Annotated in this window: 13 protein-coding genes and 9 pseudogenes; 4 read left to right on the top strand and 18 right to left on the bottom strand. The window is 41.7% G+C overall.

The genetic code is table 11. From position 1 onward, the window contains the following. Positions 1-11: 11 nt before the first annotated feature. The 12 genes and pseudogenes from ACSLFW_RS04540 to uvrC form a co-directional block, all read right to left on the bottom strand. A pseudogene (locus ACSLFW_RS04540) lies at positions 12-2,823 on the bottom strand (TonB-dependent receptor). Positions 2,824-3,035: 212 nt separating this feature from the next. After that, positions 3,036-4,674: pseudogene (pgi, locus tag ACSLFW_RS04535) on the bottom strand (glucose-6-phosphate isomerase). Positions 4,675-4,990: 316 nt separating this feature from the next. After that, positions 4,991-6,224, bottom strand: a pseudogene (locus ACSLFW_RS04530) (peptidoglycan DD-metalloendopeptidase family protein). Further along, the gene (locus ACSLFW_RS04525) at positions 6,221-7,177 is read right to left on the bottom strand and encodes a tryptophan 2,3-dioxygenase family protein (RefSeq protein WP_436554813.1); all 957 of its coding nucleotides are present in this window, start codon (positions 7,175-7,177) and stop codon (positions 6,221-6,223) included. The pseudogene ACSLFW_RS04530 and the gene ACSLFW_RS04525 overlap by 4 nt, the downstream one beginning before the upstream one ends. Further along, positions 7,177-7,956, bottom strand: a complete 780-nt coding sequence (locus ACSLFW_RS04520; RefSeq protein WP_436554812.1) for a DUF3108 domain-containing protein — start codon at positions 7,954-7,956, stop codon at positions 7,177-7,179. Before ACSLFW_RS04520 ends, ACSLFW_RS04525 begins: the two co-directional genes overlap by 1 nt. A 283-nt stretch (positions 7,957-8,239) precedes the next feature. Then, a pseudogene (gene hppD, locus ACSLFW_RS04515) lies at positions 8,240-9,395 on the bottom strand (4-hydroxyphenylpyruvate dioxygenase). A gap of 57 nt (positions 9,396-9,452) precedes the next feature. Next, positions 9,453-9,815, bottom strand: coding sequence for a four helix bundle protein (locus ACSLFW_RS04510; protein WP_436554811.1), 363 nt, complete (start codon positions 9,813-9,815; stop codon positions 9,453-9,455). Positions 9,816-9,898: 83 nt separating this feature from the next. Beyond that, positions 9,899-11,056, bottom strand: coding sequence for a homogentisate 1,2-dioxygenase (locus ACSLFW_RS04505; protein ID WP_436554810.1), 1,158 nt, complete (start codon positions 11,054-11,056; stop codon positions 9,899-9,901). A gap of 292 nt (positions 11,057-11,348) precedes the next feature. After that, positions 11,349-12,797 carry an amino acid permease gene (locus tag ACSLFW_RS04500; RefSeq protein WP_436554809.1) on the bottom strand — a complete coding sequence of 483 codons (1,449 nt, stop codon included), beginning with the start codon at positions 12,795-12,797 and terminating at the stop codon, positions 11,349-11,351. After that, positions 12,782-12,994, bottom strand: coding sequence for a hypothetical protein (locus ACSLFW_RS04495; RefSeq protein ID WP_436554808.1), 213 nt, complete (start codon positions 12,992-12,994; stop codon positions 12,782-12,784). Before ACSLFW_RS04495 ends, ACSLFW_RS04500 begins: the two co-directional genes overlap by 16 nt. Positions 12,995-13,239: 245 nt before the next feature. Continuing rightward, a pseudogene (locus ACSLFW_RS04490) lies at positions 13,240-15,464 on the bottom strand (patatin-like phospholipase family protein). 30 nt (positions 15,465-15,494) lie between these two features. Continuing rightward, positions 15,495-17,301 (bottom strand): annotated as a pseudogene (gene uvrC / locus ACSLFW_RS04485) (excinuclease ABC subunit UvrC). Positions 17,302-17,626: 325 nt separating this feature from the next. Here uvrC and ACSLFW_RS04480 point away from each other — a divergent pair. The 4 genes from ACSLFW_RS04480 (at position 17,627) to ACSLFW_RS04465 (ending at position 19,763) form a co-directional block, all read left to right on the top strand. Continuing rightward, positions 17,627-17,800: a hypothetical protein gene (locus ACSLFW_RS04480; RefSeq protein WP_436554807.1), complete on the top strand. Its 174-nt coding sequence runs from the start codon at positions 17,627-17,629 to the stop codon at positions 17,798-17,800. Then, the gene (locus tag ACSLFW_RS04475; RefSeq protein WP_436554806.1) at positions 17,778-18,113 is read left to right on the top strand and encodes a hypothetical protein; all 336 of its coding nucleotides are present in this window, start codon (positions 17,778-17,780) and stop codon (positions 18,111-18,113) included. Before ACSLFW_RS04480 ends, ACSLFW_RS04475 begins: the two co-directional genes overlap by 23 nt. Before the next feature lie 3 nt (positions 18,114-18,116). Next, positions 18,117-19,109: a succinylglutamate desuccinylase/aspartoacylase family protein gene (locus ACSLFW_RS04470; protein ID WP_436554805.1), complete on the top strand. Its 993-nt coding sequence runs from the start codon at positions 18,117-18,119 to the stop codon at positions 19,107-19,109. An 87-nt stretch (positions 19,110-19,196) separates the two neighbouring features. Next, complete coding sequence (locus ACSLFW_RS04465; protein ID WP_436554804.1) at positions 19,197-19,763, top strand: 5-formyltetrahydrofolate cyclo-ligase; 567 nt, start codon at positions 19,197-19,199, stop codon at positions 19,761-19,763. A gap of 88 nt (positions 19,764-19,851) precedes the next feature. Here ACSLFW_RS04465 and ACSLFW_RS04460 read toward each other — a convergent pair. The 6 genes and pseudogenes from ACSLFW_RS04460 to recO form a co-directional block, all read right to left on the bottom strand. Next, positions 19,852-20,498 (bottom strand): annotated as a pseudogene (locus ACSLFW_RS04460) (lipoprotein signal peptidase). Between the two features lie 151 nt (positions 20,499-20,649). Next, complete coding sequence (locus tag ACSLFW_RS04455) at positions 20,650-21,030, bottom strand: TraR/DksA family transcriptional regulator (RefSeq protein WP_436554803.1); 381 nt, start codon at positions 21,028-21,030, stop codon at positions 20,650-20,652. Positions 21,031-21,037: 7 nt separating this feature from the next. After that, complete coding sequence (locus ACSLFW_RS04450) at positions 21,038-21,493, bottom strand: DUF5915 domain-containing protein (protein WP_436554802.1); 456 nt, start codon at positions 21,491-21,493, stop codon at positions 21,038-21,040. Then, on the bottom strand, positions 21,438-22,313 hold the full coding sequence (locus tag ACSLFW_RS04445) for a class I tRNA ligase family protein (RefSeq protein WP_436554801.1): 876 nt from the start codon (positions 22,311-22,313) through the stop codon (positions 21,438-21,440). The genes ACSLFW_RS04450 and ACSLFW_RS04445 overlap by 56 nt, the downstream gene beginning before the upstream one ends. Beyond that, positions 22,310-24,435, bottom strand: a pseudogene (gene ileS / locus ACSLFW_RS04440) (isoleucine--tRNA ligase). Before ileS ends, ACSLFW_RS04445 begins: the two are co-directional and overlap by 4 nt. 99 nt (positions 24,436-24,534) lie before the next feature. Then, positions 24,535-25,249, bottom strand: a pseudogene (gene recO, locus ACSLFW_RS04435) (DNA repair protein RecO). Positions 25,250-25,296 lie beyond the last annotated feature (47 nt).

The following is a 25,296-nucleotide window of genomic DNA, read 5'->3' as shown; positions in this document are numbered from 1 at the left end:
TCAAGCCAATTTTAGAAATTATAGCTCAGTGTAAAGTTCCATGTCCTGCCAAAACCAAAATAAACCTGTTGGAAGTATCGAGACCTTTGTAAAGCGGAATCGCCTGATAAGCCTCATATGCCGCAACGTTTGGTATAAAAACGCCGTTACTATCTGTCGTTCCGAAATCTGCTTGTGTTTTTACGAAATTGTTAGTTCTTGATTCTGAAATATACAATTTGTTCAATACGTTATTTACATTCAATCTAAACTTTAAAGACTGTTTTCCGGTTGTTCCCAAATCGAGTTTATAGCTGGCACCGGCATCCATCAGTCCGTAACTTGGTAACTGCAAAGAGCCCCTGTTATTGGCTGCGCTGAAATTAGCCGGCGAAATGGCCGCATACAATTTGTCGTTGTAAACATAGCCAGCATCAACGAACAAGCTTCTCAGGATTTCATAAGATGCGGTAATCGAAGCGGTATTTTGCGCCGCGTCACCCACTTTTACGCCGTCAAGGTACAAGGTTGAATTTGTTTCGGAGATTGGATTATTCAACACATCATAACGGTTACTCGTGCTGTTGCCGTCGTATTTCCAGTTTCCGACAGACACCATTCCGGTTAATTTTAACGCGTCTGTTACTCTTGCATTCATCTCCAATTCGATTCCGAAGTGGATTTCGGTAATTCCGGAGAAGTCAAAATAACCACCCACATTATCAGTCGCCGCGTCATTCGCCCTTTGGTAGCGGTCTTTCCATGTCGTATAATAGACGTTTACATTCGCTGTAAAAATCGAAGAACGGAATCCGTAACCCGCTTCAAATCCGGTAATTTTTTCATTCGTAAGATTGCCGTTTACAACTGATGCGTTGTTCGGATAAACCGCATTGAAAAACGGTTGTTTAGAGTAATAACCGGCGTTGACAAAAACATTGTGGCGGTTGTTGAAGTTGTAATTTACGCCTCCTTTGATGTTTCCGCCGTTGATGTTTTCATAATCCGTATCTGCCAAAGCATCTGTCGACAGGTATTTAAAGTGGTCAACCCTGCTGAAGCCTTGTTTAGAATAAGCGCCTTGTACGAAAGCAGTCAGCTTTTCTGTTGCATACTCTAATTGCGTAAAACCGCCAATCCAGTTGACTTTTCCGTCATTGGCGTAACTTATTTTTTGCTGGTAGCTTGTACTTACGAATGGGTTTCCGCTTGGCTCTGCGGCATATTCTCCGGTCAATAAACGGTTTGGATTGTTGACGTCAGAATTATCTGCATACACATCCGCACCTAATAAATCATTTACGTTCTGATAGTGGATTCCTTTGTAGGTACGCACATCGGCGCCCAAATCGAAAGTGAAATTTTTACCAAATTTCTTATTAAGACTGATAACGCCACCGTACCAATCGTGTGAATTTACCGAAGCGATTTTCGAAATTCCGTTCGTTAAGTTGGCTGATGAAGAAGATGAATTCACATATTGGCCATTAATTTGCGTTCTCGTCGTCTGAACACCAAGCAAATCAATAGTCTGTCCTGAATTATAGGCTGCAATTTTATCAACATCCAAAAATCCCTGAGGCGTTCTGAGTGCATTATTAGCTGAATAAAGATTATTGCCATTGATAGCGCCAATGCTAGTAGAACCACCGCCACGACCCCAAGAACCGTATAGAACCGTACTTAATTTAGTCGTTTCATTAATCTTGAAATCCCAGTTTAAAGACGCTACAGGCTTGTGGTAATAATTGGTTTTGAAACTGTATTCTTCTCCGTTGCGCATTCCCCAATCGCGGTTGTAGCGTTTGTTAGGGTCACCGCCGTTTGCAGCCGTGATGTATTGTGCGATTGTAGGCGAAGTCGATCTCTGGTTGTGCCATTGCGGCGCACCTGTGAAAGTCAATTGTAAATTATGTTTCGGATTGATTTCATAACCGAATCCGATGAAATAATTATGCCCTTCAAATTTTGTTCCGTCAACGTAACCGTCACCAGTTGTGCGGCTTAAAAGTACAGATGCTGAAAGTCCGTTTTTCATTTTTCCTGTAGAATAAGTGGCGAGAAATTTGATGTATTTGTCATTTCCGGTACTTGTTGAAAGCATTCCGCCTTCTTTTTTATCTGCCGGATTGGTGACGATATTGACCGTTCCTCCGACTGAAGAAATAGCCAATTTAGAAGAACCCAATCCGCGTTGCACCTGCATAAAAGTGGTCACATCGGAAATTCCGGCCCAATTGCTCCAGAAAACTGCGCTGTTCTCCATATCATTCACCGGAACACCATTGACCATGATGGCTATGTTTTTCTGGTCGAATCCACGAATGTTGATTCTTGAATCTCCAAAACCGCCTGAGCCTTTAGTTACATAAACCGATGGTGTGTTTTTAAGGATTTCAGGAAATTCCTGATTACCGAGTTTTTGCTGGATTTCTGAAGCTTTGACTGTGGAAACTGCAACAGGCGTTTTCTGTCTTTCGCCAAATCGACAACTCCGGCTCCTACGATTACCACTTCTTCCAATTGCGTATCATCGGATGCAAGTACGATTTTGCCCAAATCGAGCGTTTGGTTTTGCTCTACTTTAAAATTGACAGTTTTGGTTGTGTACCCGATATAAGAAATGACAATCTCTCCATTAGTAAGCGAAGTTGTCAATGTAAATTTCCCGTCGATGTCTGTAGCTGTTGCATCGGATGTTCCTTTTACTACAAGATTTACTGCCGGAATTCCGGTCTTTAAGTCATTTTCCTGAATGGTACCTGTAATCGTTTGTTGTGCCGACACCGACGAAAAGACGAATAACAGCAGTCCCAAAAGCAATAGGTTTTTAATTGTTCTCATGGTTTTGTTTTTTTGTTTTGGCAAAATTGCCTCATATAAAAACGTTGCCTGTTAAGTAAAGGTTAAAACAGGATTTGGCAAAGCAATGATAACATTTTCGAAAAAATAGCTTAAGAAACCCGATGAAATGCAGTAGCAAAATTTACTTTTTTATAACCTTCTTGAACGCACAAAATATAAAAAACCTTATCCGGATGAATAAGGTTTTGTTTTTATTTGTTGTCTAAAAAGTGCTTCAGCAGGAATTTTGTAGAGCTGTCATGCTGCTTAATTTCCTTTGAATTGATTTCCTCAAGGATTGAATTCGCCAGTTGTTTGCCGAGTTCAACGCCCCATTGGTCATAACTGAAAATATTCCAGATGACACCCTGAACGAAGATTTTGTGTTCGTATAAGGCAACTAAACTTCCCAGATTTTCGGGTGTCAGTTTTTGGATTAAAAGCGTGTTTGTCGGTTTGTTGCCTGTAAAAACTTTGAATGGAAGCAAAAAGTCAGCATTCGGAATATTCTGAACTTTAAATTCTGACCAAACCTGCCCTTCCGTTTTTCCGTTCAGAAGCGCTTCGGTCTGCGCGAAGAAATTCGACATCAATTTATCGTGGTGGTCTTCGTCGCCGTAAAGTGGTTTCACAAATCCGATAAAATCTGTCGGAATCATCTTGGTTCCCTGGTGGATTAACTGGAAAAATGCGTGCTGTGAATTGGTTCCCGGCTCGCCCCAGATGATGGTCACGGTTTGGTAATTGACGGTTTTTCCATCGCGACCGACACTTTTGCCGTTACTTTCCATGATGCCTTGTTGCAAATAAGGTGCGAGTTTTTGCAGGTATTGTGTGTATGGAATCAACGCTTCGCTTTCAGCACCGAAGAAATTGTTGTACCAAATGCTCAATAAAGCCAGTACAACAGGAATATTTTTATCGAATGAAGCAGTTTTGAAATGCTCGTCCATTGCATTGGCGCCTTTCAATAATTGGTCGAAATTATCATACCCAACGGCCAGGCTTATAGACAAGCCAACGGCGCTCCAAAGAGAAAATCTTCCGCCAACCCAATCCCACATCGGGAAAATGTTGTCAGGATTGATGCCGAATTCGGTTACTTTTTTGATGTTGGTCGAAACGGCAACGAAGTGTTTCGCGACATCTTCCTGTTTTGCCGATTGTAAAAACCATTTTCTGATGGTTTCAGCATTCGAAAGCGTTTCCTGCGTTGTAAATGTTTTGGAAGCGACAACGAAAAGCGTCGTTTCAGGATTTAATTTCTTGATGATTTCGTTCACATGATCGCCATCAACGTTAGAAACAAAATGAACGTTCAATTGGTTTTTGTAGAATTGAAGCGCCTCAACGACCATCGCCGGGACTGAAATCTGAACCACCGATACCGATGTTGACAACATCTGTAAATGGTTTTCCCGTGAAGCCTTTCCTTTGGCCGCTTACGACTTCATTCGTAAAAACTTTGATTTTATTTTTAACGGAATAGACTTCCGGAATTACGTTTTCTCCTTCAAATTTAATGTCAGCAGTTTCCGGAGCACGTAAAGCGGTGTGCAACACTGCACGGTTTTCGGTCTGGTTAATAGCGTCGCCGTCGAAGTATTTTGCGATGGCATCTTTCAAGTTGACTTCTTCAGCGAGTTGTAAAAGCAAACCGATAGTTTCCTGCGATATGATGTTTTTGGAATAATCAACCAGAAAATCCTGCCATTGCAGATTGAATTTTGAAGTGCGGCCGGTATCTTCTTGAAACATCTGTTTCATCGAAGCCGATTGCATTGTATTGAAATGCTGTTGTAGTTTTTGCCACGCAGCGGTATTGGTCGGATTGGTGTTTTGTAAAGCCATGATTTATTTTGAAAGTGCAAATTTACAAAAAGATGGCCGCTGATTCACAGATTACTGTCAGATTTAATGAATTGATAACGGTTTCACGGACGAGATGATTTTTAGTAAATTATAAACTCGGATTTTTTCGGTTTCGCACATTTTTAGCCCGGATAGTAGCGGTTATCCTTTTTGTTTTTTCTTTAAAAACAAAAAGATATGAGCGAATAGCCGGATCGGCTTCTAAAAATAAAAACTTTGCGACTTCGCGCCTTTGCGAGCAAAAAAATATTCTCGCAAAGGCGCGAAGCCGCAAAGAAAAGTTATTATAGTTTTGTTATTTCTTAAACTTCAAAGCCGCAACACTGTCGAGTTCGCGTTTGAGTGGTGTCATTTCCTGTATAAAGCGCGGTTTGAATTTCGCGTTCATCGGTTCTGAATTAGGTAGTTTGAGGCGCAGCGGATCGACCTGCGTACCGTTGACCCAAAAGCGATAACACACGTGCAGGGCCGGTTGCGAGTCCGGTACTGCCGACGCGCCCGATGACATCACCTTGTGAAACGCGCTGGCCGCGACGCACCAAAATTTTCGACATGTGCAGGTATTGGGTTTCATAAGTACCGTTGTGGCGCACTTTTACAAAGTTGCCGTTTCCGGCGGTGTAACCTGTATTTTCAATAGTTCCCGAGGCGGTCGTCATGATCGGCGTTCCGGTTGGCGCGGCATAATCGGTGCCTTTGTGTGCCTTCCAGATTTGCTGCACGGGATGGAAACGGTTTTTGGAGAATTTCGAGGTAATGTTGATGAATTTCAGCGGCGCTTTAAGGAACATGTTTTTCAATACTTTTCCTTCTTCATCGTAATAATCGACTCTGTTTTTGGTCGTGTCCTGGCGGAACGGAAATGCATAAATCATCTTTCCTTTGTATTCAAAAAAAGCGGCTTCAAGATTATCAACGCCGTCGTAAACCGTGTCGTTGATGTATCTTTCAGTGAAAGTGATGGCGAATTTATCGCCTTTCTGCAATTTGAAGAAATCGATAGACCAGGCGTAAATTTTGGCGATTTCTGATGCCAACGCCGGATCTACTTTTTCATTTTCGAGCGTTTCGGACAAGGAACCGTTTAATGCATCAGCAATCGTCCTTCTTTTTAAAGTGATTGGTTTTGATTTTTTGTAAGCGATGGCCGTACAATCCCGCAGATCGACTACATAATAATTGATCTGGTCGGGCTGGTAAATGAAAAGTTGTAGTTTTTTGGAAGCGTCTTTCGAACGCAGCATCGTATAAGGTTTTCCGATGCGGATTTTGCGGACATCAAATGAATCTTTGACTTTTTCGACGATTTCGTGTACTTTTTTGTCGCCAATGTTTTGTTTTTCGAGAATACTTCCGAAAGTGTCGCCACTAATGATGGTGTCCTGGACAACGTCGAAATCGTTGAATTTAAATCCGAATTCTATGACAATCGGTTCCGGGTTTTTAACCGCTGCGGGTTTTGTCTTTTCAGTCTTATCGCACGAAATAAGCGAAATGAAGATTATTAAAATCAGGGATAATCGTTTCAAATTGTGGGGGTTTGTGCAATTAGACTATTTTTCTTCGCCCAATTGGCTAATTCTTCTGCAGACCATAATTCGGGAAAGAAAATACGCCTTTGGTATTTCGGGTGCATGTATCTTTTCCAGTCGCTTCCGCCGGTTGCTTCGCCGGTTCCGCGGCCGCTTTCGATGTATTTTTTGGCAGAATTCAGATGCCCCAACGTCCAGGTAATGTTGACGGTGTGGTCGTAATGGCGCATGGCTTTTACGAGTTCAGGATTGTTCTGGTCGGCTACAGGAAGCTGCTTGAATTTTTGCCAGAGGTTGATGGTGTTGTATTCCTTCATGTTGCGAAGGAACAAATCTTTGTACTTTCTTTCGAATTCCTCAATCAGGAATGATTTTTTTCCGGTGTGGTAATCTTTGCCTGCGGCCTGCCAATACAAGTGCTCAAAGGCATGCTCATAAGGTGTATTCCTGTCGATTGTCGCACGAAAACGATAATCGATTAAGTTGATTAAATCGGTAGAAGCGAATTCTATAAGGCGGTATTGTGCGCTTTGGAAACCGCTTGCGGGCGTTAATGTATTGCGGAATTTCATATACTGCTCGACTTCCATTCCTTCTTTCATGATGTCGAAAGAAGTGGTGAGCATGTCGAAATAACGGCTTATGCGCATCAATCTTTCAGTAAAAAATTCGGTTTCAGGCTTTTCGGTATGTGCGATTTGCTGGATTTCCCACAGGATCATTTTGAACAACAGTTCATTGACCTGATGGTACATGATGAACACCATTTCATCCGGCAAAGTACTGCGCTGCGTTTGCAGGTTCAGCAAAACATCGGTTTGAATATAATCCCAATAAGTTATAGGTTTTGACCAAAGCAAGCCTTCAAGGTGTGTTTCGGTTTTTTGGTTGATTGCCTGAAATTTATCTTCAATCTGGTTTAATAACTCGTCGGTATGGGTCGTGTTCATTATGGTTTTGCTTTTACTGTAAAAGGATATTTTAGTCCTTTGAATCCGTCAATATCTGCTTTCAGGGAACCAACGGCGAGGCTGGCTTTGATGCGGATTGGTATTTTATTATCGTCGTCTGAAATCCAGACGGTTAAGCTTTCCTGTTCTTTGAAAACCCTTCCGGCCTGAACATACGGGCGAAAAATCATACACGCAATCGTGCCAAATTTAGTGGATATATCTTCTTTACCCATATATTTTAACTTAAACTTCGTGGTTTCATCGTCAAAAAACATATCAACTGCTACCGATTCGCCGACTTTTAATTTATCAATCGTCGGGTAATTACGCAAGTAATAAAAGGTCGAAACGATGTCTTGCACGTTATTCGGAACGGCAAAAGTTTTTTCAGTTTTATTCTTGTAATCCTTAACCGTTATTTTATCGGAAGTCTGGTTGAAAAATCCTTCCTGGTTTTTGATGTAACCCCCTTCGTTTATTTTCCTGACATATTGGTACGGATTGCCTGTCTCTTTGTCAAAATAGGATTCGTAATTGTCTTCTACCTTGAAGAAAAATTTGGTCATTCCGGTCGTAAAACCCTGTCCGATGGCGTGATACACTTTTTTGTTGTTTCGTGTCGCTTCTTTGACTTCGAGTGTGGCGTAACCGGCGTTCACAAGCCCGTAATGTATTCGGAATTTGAACCATTCGCCTACATCAAAAGCGCGCTCCTTCTGTGAAGAAGTGAAGCTCATCATGCCCAAAAACAATATAAATATAAGTATCTTTTTCATTTCAATTTAATTTTCAGTGGCATTATACAATTTCTGTACCAATTGTTACAAAACAAAAAAACCCAGCCAAACGAATGACTGAGTTTTTATGCTATTAACCAACCAAAACTATAAATTATGAAAATTTATATCAAAAAGAGGAAACCACCCCTCTGATTTGCGAGTGCAAAGGTACACATGTTTTTCAGCTTTACAAACCAAAAACAAACTTTAACACAATATTCACAACAAACAGCCTGATATCAGGTTTTATTTTGCATTATTTTCAATCAATTCTTTAAAACTATAAAGTTCCTCTTTTCGCCTGCTCTCTTTCGATAGACTCAAATAGGGCTTTAAAGTTGCCTGCACCAAATCCGCGTGCGCCCATTCTCTGGATAATTTCAAAGAACAGCGTCGGACGGTCAGTGTACTGGCTTTGTAAAAATCTGAAGCAAATAGCCTTCTTCGTCGGCGTCAACCATGATGGCAAGGCTTTCGATTACGGATAAATCTTCCTTCATCATGCTCATGTGCTCGCCCAGCCTTTCGGGAACTGCTTCATAATAGGCGTGCGGCGGTGCAGATAAAAACTCTACGCCTCTCGCCCTTAATTCTGTAACGGTTTTGATAATATCATCAGTAGCGATGGCAACATGCTGGATGCCGGGCCGCCATAAAAATCTAAGTATTCTTCGATTTGGGATTTTTTCTTGCCTTCGGCCGGTTCGTTGATCGGGAATTTGATACGTCCGTTTCCGTTTGACATTACCTTACTCATCAATGCGGAATATTCAGTATTGATTTGCTTGTCGTCGAAAGATAGGAAATTCACGAATCCCATTACATCTTCGTACCATTTCACCCAGGTGTTCATTTCGCCCAGCCTACGTTTCCAACCATGTGGTCGATATATTTGAGTCCGGTTGGTGCCGGGTTGTAATCAGATTTCCATTCTTTATAGCCAGGAAGAAACACGCCTTTGTAATTTTTTCTTTCAACGAAAACGTGAACAGTTTCGCCATAAGTGTAAATTCCGGAACGCACCACTTCGCCGAATTCGTCAGATTCAACGGTTGGTTCCATGAACGGTTTTGCGCCTCTTTTACCGTTTCTTCGAAAGCGCTTCTGGCATCTTCAACCCAAAGGGCAGCTACTTTTACGCCGTCACCGTGTTTTTTCAAATGTTCGTTGATTGGCGAATCTGCGTTTAAAGGCGTAGTCAAAACCAAACGGATTTTGTCTTGTTTCAACACATAAGACGCGCGGTCTTTGACGCCGGTTTCGAGTCCGGCATACGCCAATGACTGGTAACCGAAAGCTGTTTTGTAGAAATGCGCCGATTGCTTGGCGTTGCCTACATAAAATTCTACGTAATCTGTTCCGAGCAGCGGCAGGAAATCCTGTGCACCTTCGAATATTTTTTCTAATCCGTATTCTACTGATTTTACTTCTTTCATTTTTAATTAGATAATTTGAAAATTAGATAATGAGATAATTATTGGATTGTCTATAATCTAATTTTTCAATTTAGTTGTTGCTATAATTTTATTTAAGATTTTTGTTATCTCTGATAATTCGCTTAGTAAAAATCCGCAGTTCGGATAAGAATGATGCGCGTCACACAAAAACAACCAATATTCTGTTTCATCTGCTTCTTTTATTGCAATCTTCAACTTGTGAATAAAATCAGCTTTGCTCTCAGCGTTTTGAGCTTCTTTGGAATTGGCTCCAATTGAAGTACCTGATTTCAAAATCTGATTCGCTAAAACGAATTTTCGTTTTTCCTGAAGTTCTTCTGCAAAATTGATAATCTTCAAAGAAAATTCAAACGATTTCAGCAGAAGCACATTGCCCTTGTACTTTTCGTTAAATGTCATAATATCTTGAATGGCTTGTAAAGTTTTATTTTGGCTTGAATGTCAATTTTCTAATTGACTAATTATCTCATTTTCTAATTGAACTATTCTGTCCAGGATTTATAATACTGCCCGTCATCCAATCCCATAGCAGCTTCCGTAACTTTTAACGGACGGAATGTATCCACCATTACCGCCAATTCTTCAGTTACTGTTTTACCAATACTGCGTTCCATCGCACCTGGTGCCTGTCCATGCGGAATGCCTTTTGGGTGCAATGTAATATGTCCTTGTTCTATATTATTCCGCGACATAAAATCGCCATCCACATAATACAAAACCTCATCGCTGTCGATGTTGCTGTGGTTGTATGGCGCCGGAATGGATTTCGGATGGTAATCGTATAATCTCGGGCAGAATGAACAAACGACAAATGTAGACGTTTCAAAAGTCTGGTGCACCGGTGGCGGCTGGTGAACCCTTCCTGTAATCGGCTCAAAATTGTGAATGCTGAAGGCGTAAGGAAAATTATATCCATCCCAACCCACAACATCAAACGGATGCGTCGCATAAACGACTTCGTGCATCATGCCTTCTTTCTTGATTTTGATAAGGAAATCGCCTTTTTCATCGTGTGTCTCTAATTCTTCTGGCATTTTGAAATCTCGTTCGCAGAATGGCGAATGTTCGAGTAATTGACCTGAAGCATTTTTATAGCGTTTCGGCGTATAAAACGGCGCATGTGATTCTACATAAAAAAGCCTGTTCTCAGCAGTTTCGAATTCAATCTGGTAAATGATGCCGCGTGGAATGATCAGGTAATCGCCGTATTCAAAAGGGATATTGCCCATCATGGTGCGCAATTTTCCTTTTCCTTTGTGGATGAAGATCATTTCATCTGCATCTGCATTTTTGTAGAAATATTTGGTGAGTGATTCCTGCGGCGCGGCCAACCCGATGGTGCAGTCTGTATTGACGAGCATGTCGGTGCGGCTCTCGAGGAAATCGGCTTTAGGTTGTAGCTCAAAGCCTTTGAATAATAATGATTTGATGTTTTTACCGATAGCGATTTTCGGCTCAACGGAATAAGAATCCCGGATTTCCTTTACCTGTGTCGGACGGTGAACGTGGTATAATAATGACGAATGTCCGTGGAAACCTTCAGTACCGAACAATTGTTCGTAGTAAAGTCCGCCTTCGGGTTTCTCGAATTGCGTGTGCCGTTTTTGCGGGAATTTCCCAAGTTTATGATATATTGGCATGAGATTTAATTAGATAATTTGAAAATTAGATAATTAGAAAATGGCTGAATCCTAACTGCAGATAATTAGCTCATTTTCTAATTGACTAATTATCTGATTGCGCTTCATTCAGGATTTCTCTTGATGAGGAACTTCAGCATGCTTAATAAGCCCGTCCATTTTTTATTCATAACCATACACAAATATCGGAAAAATTTAATTTTTGAGGCGGTTTGTTGGGAAATATTTATAAAAGTAAAAAGGGATTAAAACTTACAAAAGCCTTAATCCCTTTTTACTTTTATATTATGATTTATGCTTGTTTTGCCTTCTTAAAGCTAAACGCATATACAAATGCATGTAAAGCTGCAAATATCAATGAGAAGTAATATAGAAAGTGGTCATCAACAGCGGGATCAGAATGATGTACGAAAGCTACTACTACCAACGCCAAAACCATTCCTAAACCTGATCCTGCAACAACTTTATAGCTGTCAAAGTTAAAGTTTCCTTTGTTCAGGATACTGTTTTTCATTCCGTAGAATAAATAGAAATCAAATCCGATCATCATCCATACAATTAAACGAATCCAAGTATCTAAAGGAAGGAAAACCATCATAAACAGACACACCCCAACACCTAGAATCGGAACAATTGGAACCAACGGCGTTCTGAAAGCGCGCGGTGCTTCAGGCATTTTCTTGCGCATTATCAACACCCCAATACATACCAAGATAAATGCAAACAGTGTTCCGATACTCGTCATTTCACCAACCACTCGAGCTGGCACAAATGCAGCAAACGCACTAACTAATACCATGAATAGCAAATTATTTTTTGCCGGAGTTCGGAATTTCGAATGTACTTCTGAAAAAACTTTTGGCATCAATCCGTCCTTACTCATGGAGAAGAAAACGCGGCTTTGCCCCATAAGCATAACAAGAATTACAGATGCATAACCTCCTAAAATCGCCAATAAAATAGCATTATTAAGCCATGGATAAGCAGGCGTAATCATACCATCCGCCCCGGTAGTTCCCATTGCTTCTACGGCAATTGCTACAGGTGCTATTCCATCTTTTCCGGCAAAAGCCTGATAGTTGACAACACCTGTCATGACGTGAGCGAACAGAATATATAAAACAGTACAGATTCCCAGTGAAAGCAATATCCCGATTGGCATATCACGCTTTGGGTTTTTCGCTTCCTGCGCTGCAGTCGAAACGGCGTCAAAACCAATATATGCAAAAAATACGATGGCAGCCGCCCTGATTATTCCTGAAAATCCAAATGCGCCAAATTCCCCTGTATTATCCGGAATATAAGGGTGGTAGTTTTCGGGTTTAATATATTGCCAGCCCACCGCAATGAAAACTAATACAACACTGACCTTCAATAGAACTATTATACCGTTTACGAAAGCAGATTCTCTGGTTCTGCGTATTAATATCAATGACATAATCATTACAATGAGTACCGCAGGAACGTTAATAATTCCGCCTTCGAAAGGAGAAAGCATAAAATTATCCGGCAAATCGATCCCATAACCGTGAAGGAATTTTCCTAAATAACGTGACCAACTTATAGAAACGGTTGCGGCACCAACAGCATATTCGAGAACCAAATCCCAACCAATTATCCAGGCTACAAATTCACCCATTGTTGCAAAGGAATAAGTATAGGCACTTCCTGCCACCGGAATCATTGATGAAAATTCGGCATAACACAAGCCCGCAAAAATGCAACCTAATGCCGCGACCAAAAATGAAATGGTAATGGCGAGGACACCGCATTCGTAGCAGCTGCCATTCCGGTAATTGAAAATAATCCGGCTCCGATAATGGCTCCAACACCAAGGGCAACAAGTCCTGTCGCCGACAATGTTTTCTTCAATCCTTTCTCAGAATCAGAAGCTTCTTCAAGTAATTGATTTAATGGTTTTCTTCTCCAAATAGACATATTCCTATTTTAAATTGGTTAATAGCATCCAAATATATCGTTTTTTTTAAATAGAAGGGAATTTATTGTTGAAAAGAGAAGAAAGACCGCTTCGCTGTGAGACCGTTGCACTGCAGGATCGCTTCGCTGTAAGATGAAAGACACAAAAGATTTTCCCAGGAAAAAATGGTATTTTGGTAGATTTTGCTATAAAGTCTTTCAGCGAAGCGGTCTTGATTCTTTCAGCGAAGCGGTCTTTTCTCTTCCTAAAACCAAAACCCTACGCTAAACCAGGTAAATCCCCGATTCAACTCAGGTGACCAGGTATATTTCACTTCTGCCTAACCGATAATCGTTTCGAGTCCGTAACCGATGGCATATCCGCTGTAAGAAGGTTTAGAAATCCAATCGGTATCACCAAAAAGATTGTCACCCATATTAGCGTAGTTAGCGGCAAAATTCAGGTGGTGTTTCCTCAAAAATTCGTAGTCGACCGTGAAAGTTGTTTTGATGTAACTGTCTGCCGAAAGGCTCAGGAAATCATAGCCATAAAAAGGCTTGATATTATTGATTTCATTAAAACCATAACCGCCGAGAATGAAATTAAAAAAATCGATACTCCGTTTTCCAAGCGCAAATCCGGCTTCGGCATCAACCCTGAAAGTTAGTTTCCTGAAAATCGTCTTGGCATACCCCACATTGCTTTTGGCAACCGAAAATGGCTCGAAAGTATTGGTATAATCTGTAGAAAAAAGGTAACTCTGGAAATCTCCGCAAAACGTCCACCCTTTATTCGGGAAATATTTATTGTCAAAAGTATCAATCCTGTAATATCCGAAAGCGCTCCAGTAATCACTCATTTCAAAAATCGGGCCGTATTTTGCAGCGTCTGCGATTTGATTTTGAGGTATTTGTATTCCAATCCGGCGCCAATGAGGTATTTCTCTGCAAAAATCGTCTGCATGTAGGCCTGGTTCGTAAAATCGGTAAAATCAACGTTGATAGAATTGATATTCAGCAATTCCAATAACGCGCCATCTTTAAAATCAGTCGATATATTGCGGTTGAAACTGTTGTATTTCGACTTAAATCCGTAACTCAGGTAAAACCCATTGTCGATATAATAATCAAAATTATACCGGAGATTATCACCTAAAATCATATCAAGTGACGCTACGTCATTTTTCAGAAATGTATTTTTATTGGTAAGATTTACCAAAATCGCGCTCTTGTAAAGTCCGTCGTAGTGCAAGCCGAATTTGAGGAAAGTCTTGAGTTTATTTTCCGTAAGATGCAATTTCAGATCGTCGCCGCCATCGTTTTTTTCAAGCGAATAACTGATGGCACTGAAGTTTTGCGTCGCACTCAGGTTGTTGATGCCGTTTTTCAAATCATCATAACAAATCTCGCTATCCTGCTTGAACCGCAATTTCCCAATCACATAAGACCTTGTGTAGCTGCTGAGTTTATCGATATTGATTTTTTTGATGTTGAGGCTGTCGTTGGTTACTTTAAAAGGTTCGCGGTGTGATTCGCCGGTCTTTTCAACCAAATCCTTTATTTTTTCATAGACTGCGAAAGTCGCTTCTTCGCCTTTTTTGATGATGGCCTGCCCGTCGTCAAACGAAATGACATTAAAATCGCTGATGTCGGGTTTGATATAAATATCGGTTTTCTTCACCTTCTGCTTCATCTTCTCGATCATCTGCAGGTTTGATATCTGCACCAGAATCCGCGTGGCATCTTTGAGGCCTTTCCTGTCCTTCAGATCGTCCTGAACATCAACACCGATGATAATATCTGCACCCAAAGACCTGATTTCATCCACCGGATAATTGTTCGTCACGCCGCCGTCAACCAGCAACCTGCCGTTGACTTCAACAGGTGAAAACAAACTCGGGAAAGCAGAACTCGCCAGCATCGCCTGTGCGAGGTAACCATTGTCCAGAATGACTTCTTCGCCGGTTTCGATGTCGGTTGCAACACATAAAAACGGAATCGGAAGTTCATTAAAATTGCGGATGTGGCGCACTTTATGCGTCAGTTTAGCCAAAAGGTTGTAGTTGTACATGCCTTTGGAATAAGCCGTCGGAATACCAAGACGGAATTTCGCAAAAGGCAACGAAAGCGCATACAATTCATCATTGCGCTTTTCGAAAAAATTCTTCGAGGAACGCGGAATATAATCCCGCAGCAATTCGTCAAAATCTGTCGTCTGGAAAATCGAATCGATCTGAGCCGCATTCCATCCCGAGGCATACAGACCGCCAACGACCGCACCCATGCTTGTCCCACCGATGTAATCGATCTTGATGCCGGCCGCCTCCAAAACCTTTAAAACGCCGATATGTGCAAAACCTTTGGCACCGCCACCGCTGAGTACAAGCCCGATTTTTGGTTTTTTGATGGAATCCTGTGCGGAAATAAATGGGGAAAACAGCAAAATTCCCAGTAACAGAAATGCATACAGGAACAAATTTTGTCGCTGCATCCTATCCCTCCGCCCCTGAAATATTGCCATTTATGGTTTTGAATTATTATCCTTGTAAAAGTCGGTAATTTTTTTCGCTTTTGAAAGCCCGACCACGGCAGAAATTTCACTTTCCGGCGCCAGTTTCAGCCTTTTAACAGATTTGAAATGCTTGAGGAGCGTGACCATGGTTTTTTCGCCGATTCCGGGAATATTTTCTACTGAAGAATTGAGTGCCGCCTTGCTCCTTTTGTCACGATGAAAAGTGATGCCGAAACGGTGCGCTTCATTCCGCAATTGCTGGATCACTTTAAGTGTCTCCGATTTTTTGTCGAGGTACAACGGCACGCTGTCACCCGGATAAAACAATTCTTCGAGCCTTTTGGCGATACCGATAATTGCGATTTTTCCGCGCAAGCCTAAATCGTCGATGCTTTTTAAGGCGGATGACAATTGCCCTTTTCCACCGTCGATGATGATGAGTTGCGGCAGCGGTTCTTTTTCGTCTAATAATCTTTTGTAACGGCGGTAAACGACTTCTTCCATCGACGCGAAATCATTCGGGCCTTCAACTGATTTGATGTTGAAATGACGGTAATCCTTCTTACTCGGTTTTCCATCCTTAAAAACAACGCACGCCGCGACCGGATTGGTGCCCTGGATGTTCGAGTTATCAAAACATTCAATGTGGCGCGGCTCTTCCGAAAGGCGCAAATCCTTCTTCATCTGTGCCATGATGCGGTTTGTGTGGCGGTCGGGATCGACAATCTGCATTTGCTTCATCTGCTCCGATCCTGAAGTATTTCGCATTGCGGATAGACAGTTCCAAAACCTGCTTTTTATCGCCTAATTGCGGCACGGTTACTTTTACATTTTCACCCAAATCGACTTCAAACGGCACGACGATTTCCCTGGAGCGCAGATTGAATCTTTCGCGCAATTCTACTATCGCGAGTTCTAAAAGCTCTTTATCGGTTTCGTCGAGTTTCTTTTTCAATTCGATGGTATGCGAACGCACGACGGCGCCGTGGGCAATCTGCAGGAAATTGACGAATGCCGCGGCTTCATCGGAAACAATTGAAAATATCTCGACGTCAGAAACTTTAGTGTTCGCAACGATCGAACGCGATTGGTAATTTTCGAGGATTTCGATTTTATTCTTGATTTTCTGGGCTTCTTCATAACGCATTTCCGAAGCCAGCTTGGTCATTTCAGCCTTGAAGTTGCGCATGCTTTCCTTGAAATTCCCTTTCAGGATTTCGCGGATGGCGTTGACCTGCGTAATATAATTTTCTTCCGGCTCATGCCCTTCACACGGGCCTTTGCAATTGCCGATGTGGTATTCGAGGCAGACCTTGAATTTTCCGGCTTCGATGTTCTTCGGCGCCAGATCATAATTGCAGGTACGCAGCGGATACAACTCGCGAATCATATCCAAAATGGTATAAATCGTTTTGAAGCTTGAAAACGGCCCGTAATATTCCGAGCCATCTTTGATCATTCTTCGTGTAGTGAAAATTCTCGGGAACGGTTCTTTCTTGATGCAAATCCACGGATAGGTTTTATCATCGCGCATCAAAACGTTATACCGTGGCTGGTGCGTTTTGATCAGGTTATTTTCGAGCAAAAGCGCCTCAGCTTCCGTCGCCACGACAATATGCTTGATGTTGACGATTTTGCGCACCATGACGTTGGTCTTGCCGTTGTCGTGCACTTTATTGAAATAGGAAGAAACGCGCTTTTTGAGGTTTTTCGCCTTGCCGACATACAACAATTTATCCTCTTTATCATAATACTGATAGACGCCGGGTTTGTCGGGTAAAGTCTGTATCTGTAAGGATAACTCTGGAGAAGCCATTGGTGAAATTTGATACCCGAAGGAATAGGTTGTGCTTCGGCTTTACAAAGATAATTATAAATATAGTTTTCCGATAGCAGGTTTCTGAAGATATATACATTCAAATCTAAATATATAATTATCATTTATTTTTTAATAAAAATTATATATTTTTATATAGTTGTAATTTATATTTTTATATAAAACATATTAATATAAATTAATTTTGATTTAACTTTTATAAAATAAATAAAAATATTAACAGATTTATTTTAAATTTTATTAATTTAGATTTATATTTAAATGAAATTCAATTATTTATAGATGAATTTAATTCTTTTCGCCTATGTCATTTGATAATTTAGGAAACACACATTTCAATGAGGAGCAAAAGACCGTCATTTTTGAAGCACTGCAGCTTGCAATTGTTAATCTAGAAGGCATGAGTGCTAACCTTAGTCCAAAAGAGCGCAGCAAATACGGCAAAGTGGTGCCCGATGCAGGAACTATTGATCGATAAGGTAAAAGATTTTCAGGAAAACCAGCCTGAGAATTGTGCCCCTGAAGTAGACTGGCACGAATTCCATAACGATTACAAAGACCGCAAGCTGGCGGCGCAAATGCTTAGCATGGTAAAGACGCTTGAAGGATTGTTGCTCGATATTCGGATACTCCGCGATCATGACAATTATAAAGCAGCGCTTTCTGAATACAAGTATGTGCAGTACCGAAATCGCTTTACGAGCGGTTCAGCCGGCTTTGAACACAAAATAGCCGAAATCAGGCAATTTTTTCCAAAAACGGGTAAAAAATCAAAAGATAAAAATCCTTAAGTAATGGCAAAAACGAAATATAAGCCGCTTGTGATTTTAGGCGAGGAGATCTTTCCGGGCGAAAGCAAGACGCTCAACATGGAAATCGCCAAACTGCATACGACGACCAAACTTAAGATTCCGGTCATCATCGAAAGGTCAAAAACAGACGGGCCTGTAGTGCTTTTTTCGGCAGGCATCCATGGTGATGAAATCAATGGGGTTGAAATCGTACGGCAATTGATTACGAATAAAGTCAACCGCCCAAAAACCGGCACGATCATTTGCATCCCGATTGTCAATATGTTCGGCTTTGTCAACAAATCAAGGGATTTTCCTGACGGAAGGGATCTGAACCGCGTGTTCCCCGGAAGCAAGTCTGGCTCGCTCGCCAGCCGTTTTGCCTGGCACATCCTGACAGAAATAATGCCGGTGGTTGATTATGCGGTCGACTTTCATGCCGGTGGCGCGAGCCGTTTCAATGCGCCGCAAATCCGCATCGTGCCTAATAATCCTGAGCTTAAAAAGCTGGCTGATATTTTCAATGCGCCTTATACTTTATATTCTAAAAATATTCCGGGTTCCTTTCGCAGCTCAAGCGAAAAGCTCAACGTGAAAATGCTGCTTTTTGAAGGCGGGAAGTCGCTCGACATCAATATGGCCATTGCCGATGAAGGTGTCGCCGGCGTGATGCGGCTTTTGGATTATTTAGGAATGTTGAACCCGAAACTGAAGGCCGGGCAGCCGCAGCACAAATCGATTTATATTGAGCGTTCTGCGTGGATCCGCGCCAAAACCTCGGGATTATTTCATGACCATAATACGATTGGTACTTTTGTCACGAAAGGGTTTGTCTTGGGCTATATTACTGACCCTTTCGGGAAATTCCAGCAGAAAGTGAAGGCGCCGAATGACGGTTATATCATTAACGCGAACCTGTCTCCGATTGTTTATGAGGGGGATGCGATTTATCATATTTCGGGGGTTAATGAGATAATTAGCGAATTAGATAATTAGCGAATGCCACCCCTGAACGACAATACTTTTTACGCAATCTGCACATTCGCTAATTCGCTAATTATCTAATTCGCTAATTGAAAAAAAATGAATAAGAAAAATCTCCGCATAAAATACAAATCACTCCGGCAACAGCTTTCAGAAACCGAAATCGAAGAAAAAAGCCTCGCAATCGCCAATCAGGCTTTAAAACTTCCGGTTTGGGAGAAGACGTATTTCCATATTTTCCTTCCGATTGCAGAGCAGAAAGAAGTCGACACCGAGTTTTTACTGCACCTTTTATCCGGAAAAGACAAAGAAATAGTGGTTTCGAAAAGCGATTTCAAAACGCATGCAATGATTCATTATTTATTGACCGACAATACGAAAATCAGGAAAAACGATTACAATATCCCTGAACCCGTTGACGGAATTGAAGTACCATCTTCAAAAATCGATGTGGTTTTTGTGCCGCTGCTGGCCTTTGATAAAATCGGGCACCGTGTTGGTTATGGCAAAGGGTTTTACGATAAATTTCTTTCAGAATGCAAACCAGATGCAATCAAAATCGGCTTGTCTTTTTATGAAGCAGAAGATTTGATTGAAGATATTTTCGACAATGATATCCGGTTGGATTATTGCGTGACGCCGGAGAAAATCTGGGAGTTTAATTAGATAATGAGTCAATGAGAAAATGAGGTCAATGAGAAAATTATCGACAATACAACACATTATCTAATTTTCTAATTATCACATTTTCTAATTAACTCGGTGACCCGACAGCGTCTTCACTAACCTCAGTAGTACCTTTTAATTCCGGTTTTCCGAAAGCTCTTTTGTTAAAAACAATCAAAATCCCAACACCGGTTGAAATCGCCATATCGGCAATATTGAAAATTGCATTGAAGAACTTGAATTCCTCGCCGCCAACGCCCGGCATCCACTCCGGCCAACCGGGCTCGAAAAACGGGAAGTACAGCATATCGACTACATTTCCGTGGAAAATCGTACCGTAAGCATCGGGTGAAAATAAGGTTGCAACCTGGTGGTGGCTGTCATTAAAAATTATGCCATAAAAAATCGAATCGATGATATTTCCGGTAGCCCCTGCGAATATAAGGGCAACGGCAACGATCAGATAATTCGAGCTTTTGCTTTTCACTGCTGACCAAAGCCAGTAACCAATGGCACCAATGGCAAGGATTCTAAATCAGGGTAAGGCCAGTTTTCCGTAATTTCCGGGAATTTCGGTGCCCAGGCCATTCCCTTGTTTTCGATGAATGTAATCCGGAACCATTCGAATACTTTGACCTCATCCTGCAATTGAAAATGCGTTTTGATGTAGATTTTCGTAATCTGATCTACCAATAAAATCAGGAATATGATGAGATAAGCTCTTTTTAATGACATTTTTTTGATTTTGAAGTGCAAATGTAGTTAAATTCCAAAAGACAAATATCAAATTTCAAATAAATACCAAAAAGCAAATTCCAAATCCTGGCTTCCGGAAAAGCAGCATTTGGAATTTATTTTTTGTTATTTGAAATTTGCCGTCAGGCTTTTATCTCTGTAAGTTTTTAGCCTCGATGCTCATCGTAGCGTGCGGAACGATTTTTAACCTTTCCTTGCCAATCAGCTTTCCGGTTACTTTACAAACACCGTAAGTTTTGTTCTCTACACGGAAAAGCGCGTTTTTCAAGTCGCGGATGAATTTCTCCTGACGGATGGCCAGTTGCGAATTCGCTTCTTTTGACATTGTTTCGCTGCCTTCCTCGAAAGCCTTGAACGTTGGCGACGTGTCGTCTGTACCGTTGTTCAAATCGTTCATGTAGGCGCTTTTTATAAGGTCTAAATCAGACTGTGCTTTTTGTATTTTTTTAAGGATAATTTCTTTGAACTCCGCCAGATCAGCGTCAGAGTATCGTGCAACTTCATCTACCATAGTGATACTATTTTGTAATTAATATATTTGTTTTTATGTCGTCAAACTCAATTTCCGTGCCGTTAACTTCGTCGGCAAAAATCAGTTCTTCGGTTAGTGTTTCGGACTTTACATACGCAGCATTTGCGTTTATGGCTTGTTCGAGTGCGCCATTTTTCTGCAATTGCACTTTTATCTTATCTGTCACCTCAAAACCGGAGTCTTTCCGGATGTTCTGGATGCGGTTGACCAATTCCCTCGCGATGCCCTCATTTTTCAGTTCTTCAGAAATGGTGATGTCGAGCGCCACCGTGATTCCATTGGCATTGGCAACCAGCCAGCCTTCAATATCCTGCGATGTGATTTCCACATCAGCCTGAGTTAAAAGTACAGTATTTCCTGAAATAACAAGCGAAAGTTCGCCTTCTTTATCGAGCTGTGCGATCTGTTCTTGCGTAAAGTTTTGTATCTCTTTGGAAATCAATCCCATATCTTTGCCAAAACGCTGGTCCGAGTGCCTTGAAATTCGGTTTTATTTGTTTCACCAAAACCCCTGAAGCATCGTCTAAAAGCGCCACTTCTTTCACGTTAACTTCCGCTTTTATGAGGTCGGAAATGGCTTCAATTTCAGTCCGTTGTTGCTCGTCAAGCACCGGAATCATTACCTTTTGCAGCGGTTGACGCACCTTGATCATCTCTTTCTTTCTAAGCGATAAAACGAGTGACGAAATGGTCTGTGCTTTCTGCATTTTGCTCTCAAGCGATTTATTAACAAAGTTTTCAACGAATTCAGGGAATTTCGCAAGGTGAACCGATTCAAATGCCTCAGAATTAGTGGCTTTTGTCAAATCGCGGTACAGCTTGTCCATGAAGAATGGCGCGACCGGCGCACTTAATTTCGCTACGGTAATCAAACAAGTATAAAGTGTCTGGTAAGCGGCAATCTTGTCCTGTGCATAGTCGCCTTTCCAGAAACGGCGGCGGCACAAACGCACGTACCAGTTGCTCAGGTTTTCCTGAACGAAATCGGTAATGGCACGTGTGGCTTTCGTAGGCTCGTAATCGGCGTAGAAAGCATCGACGTCCTTGATTAAAGTGTTGAGTTCTGAAATGATCCATTGGTCGATTTCAGGGCGCTCATTTAACGGGATTTCCGCTTCCGCGTATGTGAATCCGTCGATGTTGGCGTAAAGTGAAAAGAATGAATAGGTATTGTAAAGTGTCCCGAAGAATTTTCTGCGAACCTCAGCGATTCCTTCAATATCGAATTTCAGATTGTCCCACGGATTCGCATTGGAGATCATGTACCAGCGTGTCGCATCCGACCGTATTCCGCAATGGTTTCGAATGGATCTGTGGCATTGCCGAGACGTTTTGACATTTTCTGCCCGTTTTTGTCTAAGACAAGTCCGTTTGAAACGACGTTTTTATAGGAAATCTTATCGAAAACCAAAGTAGAAATGGCATGCAAAGTATAAAACCAACCGCGTGTCTGGTCAACGCCTTCTGCGATAAAATCGGCAGGAAAATCTTTGTTTTCATCGATTTTGTCTTTGTTTTCGAAAGGATAATGCCATTGTGCATACGGCATCGCGCCTGAATCGAACCAAACGTCAATCAGGTCGGTTTCACGTTCCATTGGTTTTCCCGAAGGCGAAACAAGGACAATTGCATCGACTACATTTTTATGTAAATCGACCAAATCATAATTTTCTTCAGACATATTGCCAATTTCAAAACCTTTGAACGGATTTTCTTTCTGGATGCCTGCTGCGATTGATTTTTCGATTTCATCGTATAATTCTGCTACAGATCCGATGATGATTTCTTCCTGTTTATCCGAAGTTCTCCAGATTGGCAACGGGATTCCCCAGTATCTTGAACGGGAAAGGTTCCAGTCATTGGCATTCTTCAGCCAATTTCCGAAACGCCCTTCGCCGGTGGCTTTCGGTTTCCAGTTGATGGTGTCGTTCAAATCAAACATCCTGTCGCGAACATCGGTGATTTTAATGAACCACGAATCTAACGGGTAATACAAAAGCGGCTCGTCGGTTCTCCAGCTGTGCGGGTAACTGTGCACGTATTTCTCAACTTTGAACGCGCGGTTTTCTGTTTTAAGTCGGATAGAAATTTCTACGTCAACTGATCTTTCCGGCGCGGTTCCGGCGTCGTAATATTCATTTTTGACATATTTCCCGGCATATTCACCAACGTGTGAAGTGAATTTTCCTTGCAAATCTACAAGCGGAACGGGATTTCCGTATTCATCCAGCACCAGCATTGGCGGCACTTCCGGCGTGGCTTCTTTGGCAACTTTCGCATCATCTGCACCGAAGGTCGGCGCGGTGTGTACGATTCCGGTTCCGTCCTCTGTCGTTACAAAATCTCCTGTGATGACGCGAAAAGCATTTTCAGGATTTTGGTATGGGAGTACGAACGGCAGGAGTTGTTCGTAGCGGATTTCTGCCAAATCAGTTCCTTTGCATGCTGCTAAGATTTGATATGGAATATTTTTATCGCCTGATTTAAAATTATCAAAATCTGCAGCATCGTTACTTTCAAAAAATCCTTTGGCGAATTGCTTTCCGACAAGATTTTTCGCCAAAACAACATTTACCGGCTCGAAAGTATATTGGTTAAAGGTTTTCACCAATACATAATCGATTTTCGGTCGACAGTCAACGCTGTGTTTGAAGGCAATGTCCAGGGTGTGGTCGTCCAGGCTGAAAATATATACATCACCGAATCCTTGTAAGAATGACGGCAACGTTTCAGGCAAAGTCTTGAATTGCGCGACAATAGTAGTGTCCGTCACATCGCGGTAACTGCCCGGCTGGTTGACTTCGTGTGAAGACAATCCGGTTCCGGCTTTCGGTGAATACGGCTGTATGGTGTAGCCTTTGTACATCAATCCTTTGTCGTAAATCTGCTTCAACAGCCACCAAACCGACTCCATGTATTTGGATTTGTAGGTCACGTACGGATCTTCCATATCGACCCAATAGCCCATTTTTTCGGTGAGGTCGTTCCACACATCGGTATAGCGCATCACGGTGCGTTTGCAGGCTTCGTTGTATTCTTCAATGGAAATGGTTTTCCCGATGTCTTCTTTGGTGATGCCGAGTTCTTTTCGGTACCCAATTCAACAGGCAATCCGTGTGTATCCCAACCGGCTTTTCTTTTTACCTGAAAGCCTTTCTGGGTTTTATAACGGCAGAAAATATCCTTAATGGCGCGCGCCATAACGTGGTGGATTCCGGGTAAGCCGTTGGCCGAAGGCGGGCCTTCAAAAAATACGTATGGCGGGTTGCCTTCGCGAGTGGTGACGCTCTTTTCGAAAATATTTTCTTTTTTCCAGAAATCAAGCACTTCAGACGCTACCGTCGGCAGGTCAAGTCCTTTATATTCAGTAAATCGGGTACTCATTTTGTCGTTTTGTAAAATCAATTTGCGAAAGTAAGGAATTTTGGATAATTAACGGTATATTTTGTAAAGCTTCCAGCCTTTGGAAGGGTGGAAGCTTTTTTAAGAGAAAACCTCTTTTAAAATTTCAAGGGATTTTGGCCGTTTGAAGCCATCGAGATGAAAAGCGTAATAATCAATTAGGATTTTCAAAAGCTGCTGGCGGTCGGGATTAGTGAAAAGTTTGCGATTGTCACTGAATTTTAATCCGATGAGTTTTTTCAGCAATTCTGTTTCGGGTGAAGACAGCGAGCTTATCGCATGAAATGACGAAAAAACGCCTTCTGTCATTTCAAAATAGGGCTGGTTTATTTCCGAGACATCGGGGTAAAAACCGAGATATTTGGTAGTTTCAAGTAGTAAAATCAAATGAAAATCGGCAATTTGGTCGTGGTTGTCGAGCCAGGGTAAGTGCGGTTTCGAGAAAGGCGAAAAGATGCTCGTTTTTTTCTTCTTCATGAATCGAATGATGCAATATTTCTGAAATGAACATCACGATGGTGCTTTTGACAATATCCGCGTGAATGGAGTGAAAAGGCGCGCTGATCTTAATCTCCCTAAAATATTCAAGTGTGCCTTTGTTCTTATGAACCGCTTCAATTTCTAAAATCGTGAGCGGCTGGAAATAGGCATTTCTCTGGCTGGTTTTTCTCGATGAAAAGGCATCGCGCACAAAATAGGATTTCAACCCGTCAGATTCTGTGAAGCACTTTACAATCAGGCTTTTTTCCTGGTATTTTAGTGCGGAAAGGACTATGGCGCGGGTTTTTATGTTCATGGTGCTGGGTACTGGATACTGGGTACTGGGTTTCAGAATCGCAGGAA

The organism is Flavobacterium sp. 3HN19-14 (genome assembly GCF_051373205.1).
Classification (GTDB): domain Bacteria; phylum Bacteroidota; class Bacteroidia; order Flavobacteriales; family Flavobacteriaceae; genus Flavobacterium.
The sequence above is the reverse complement of the archived record's forward strand: the minus strand, read 5'-3'. Positions and strand labels throughout refer to the sequence as shown.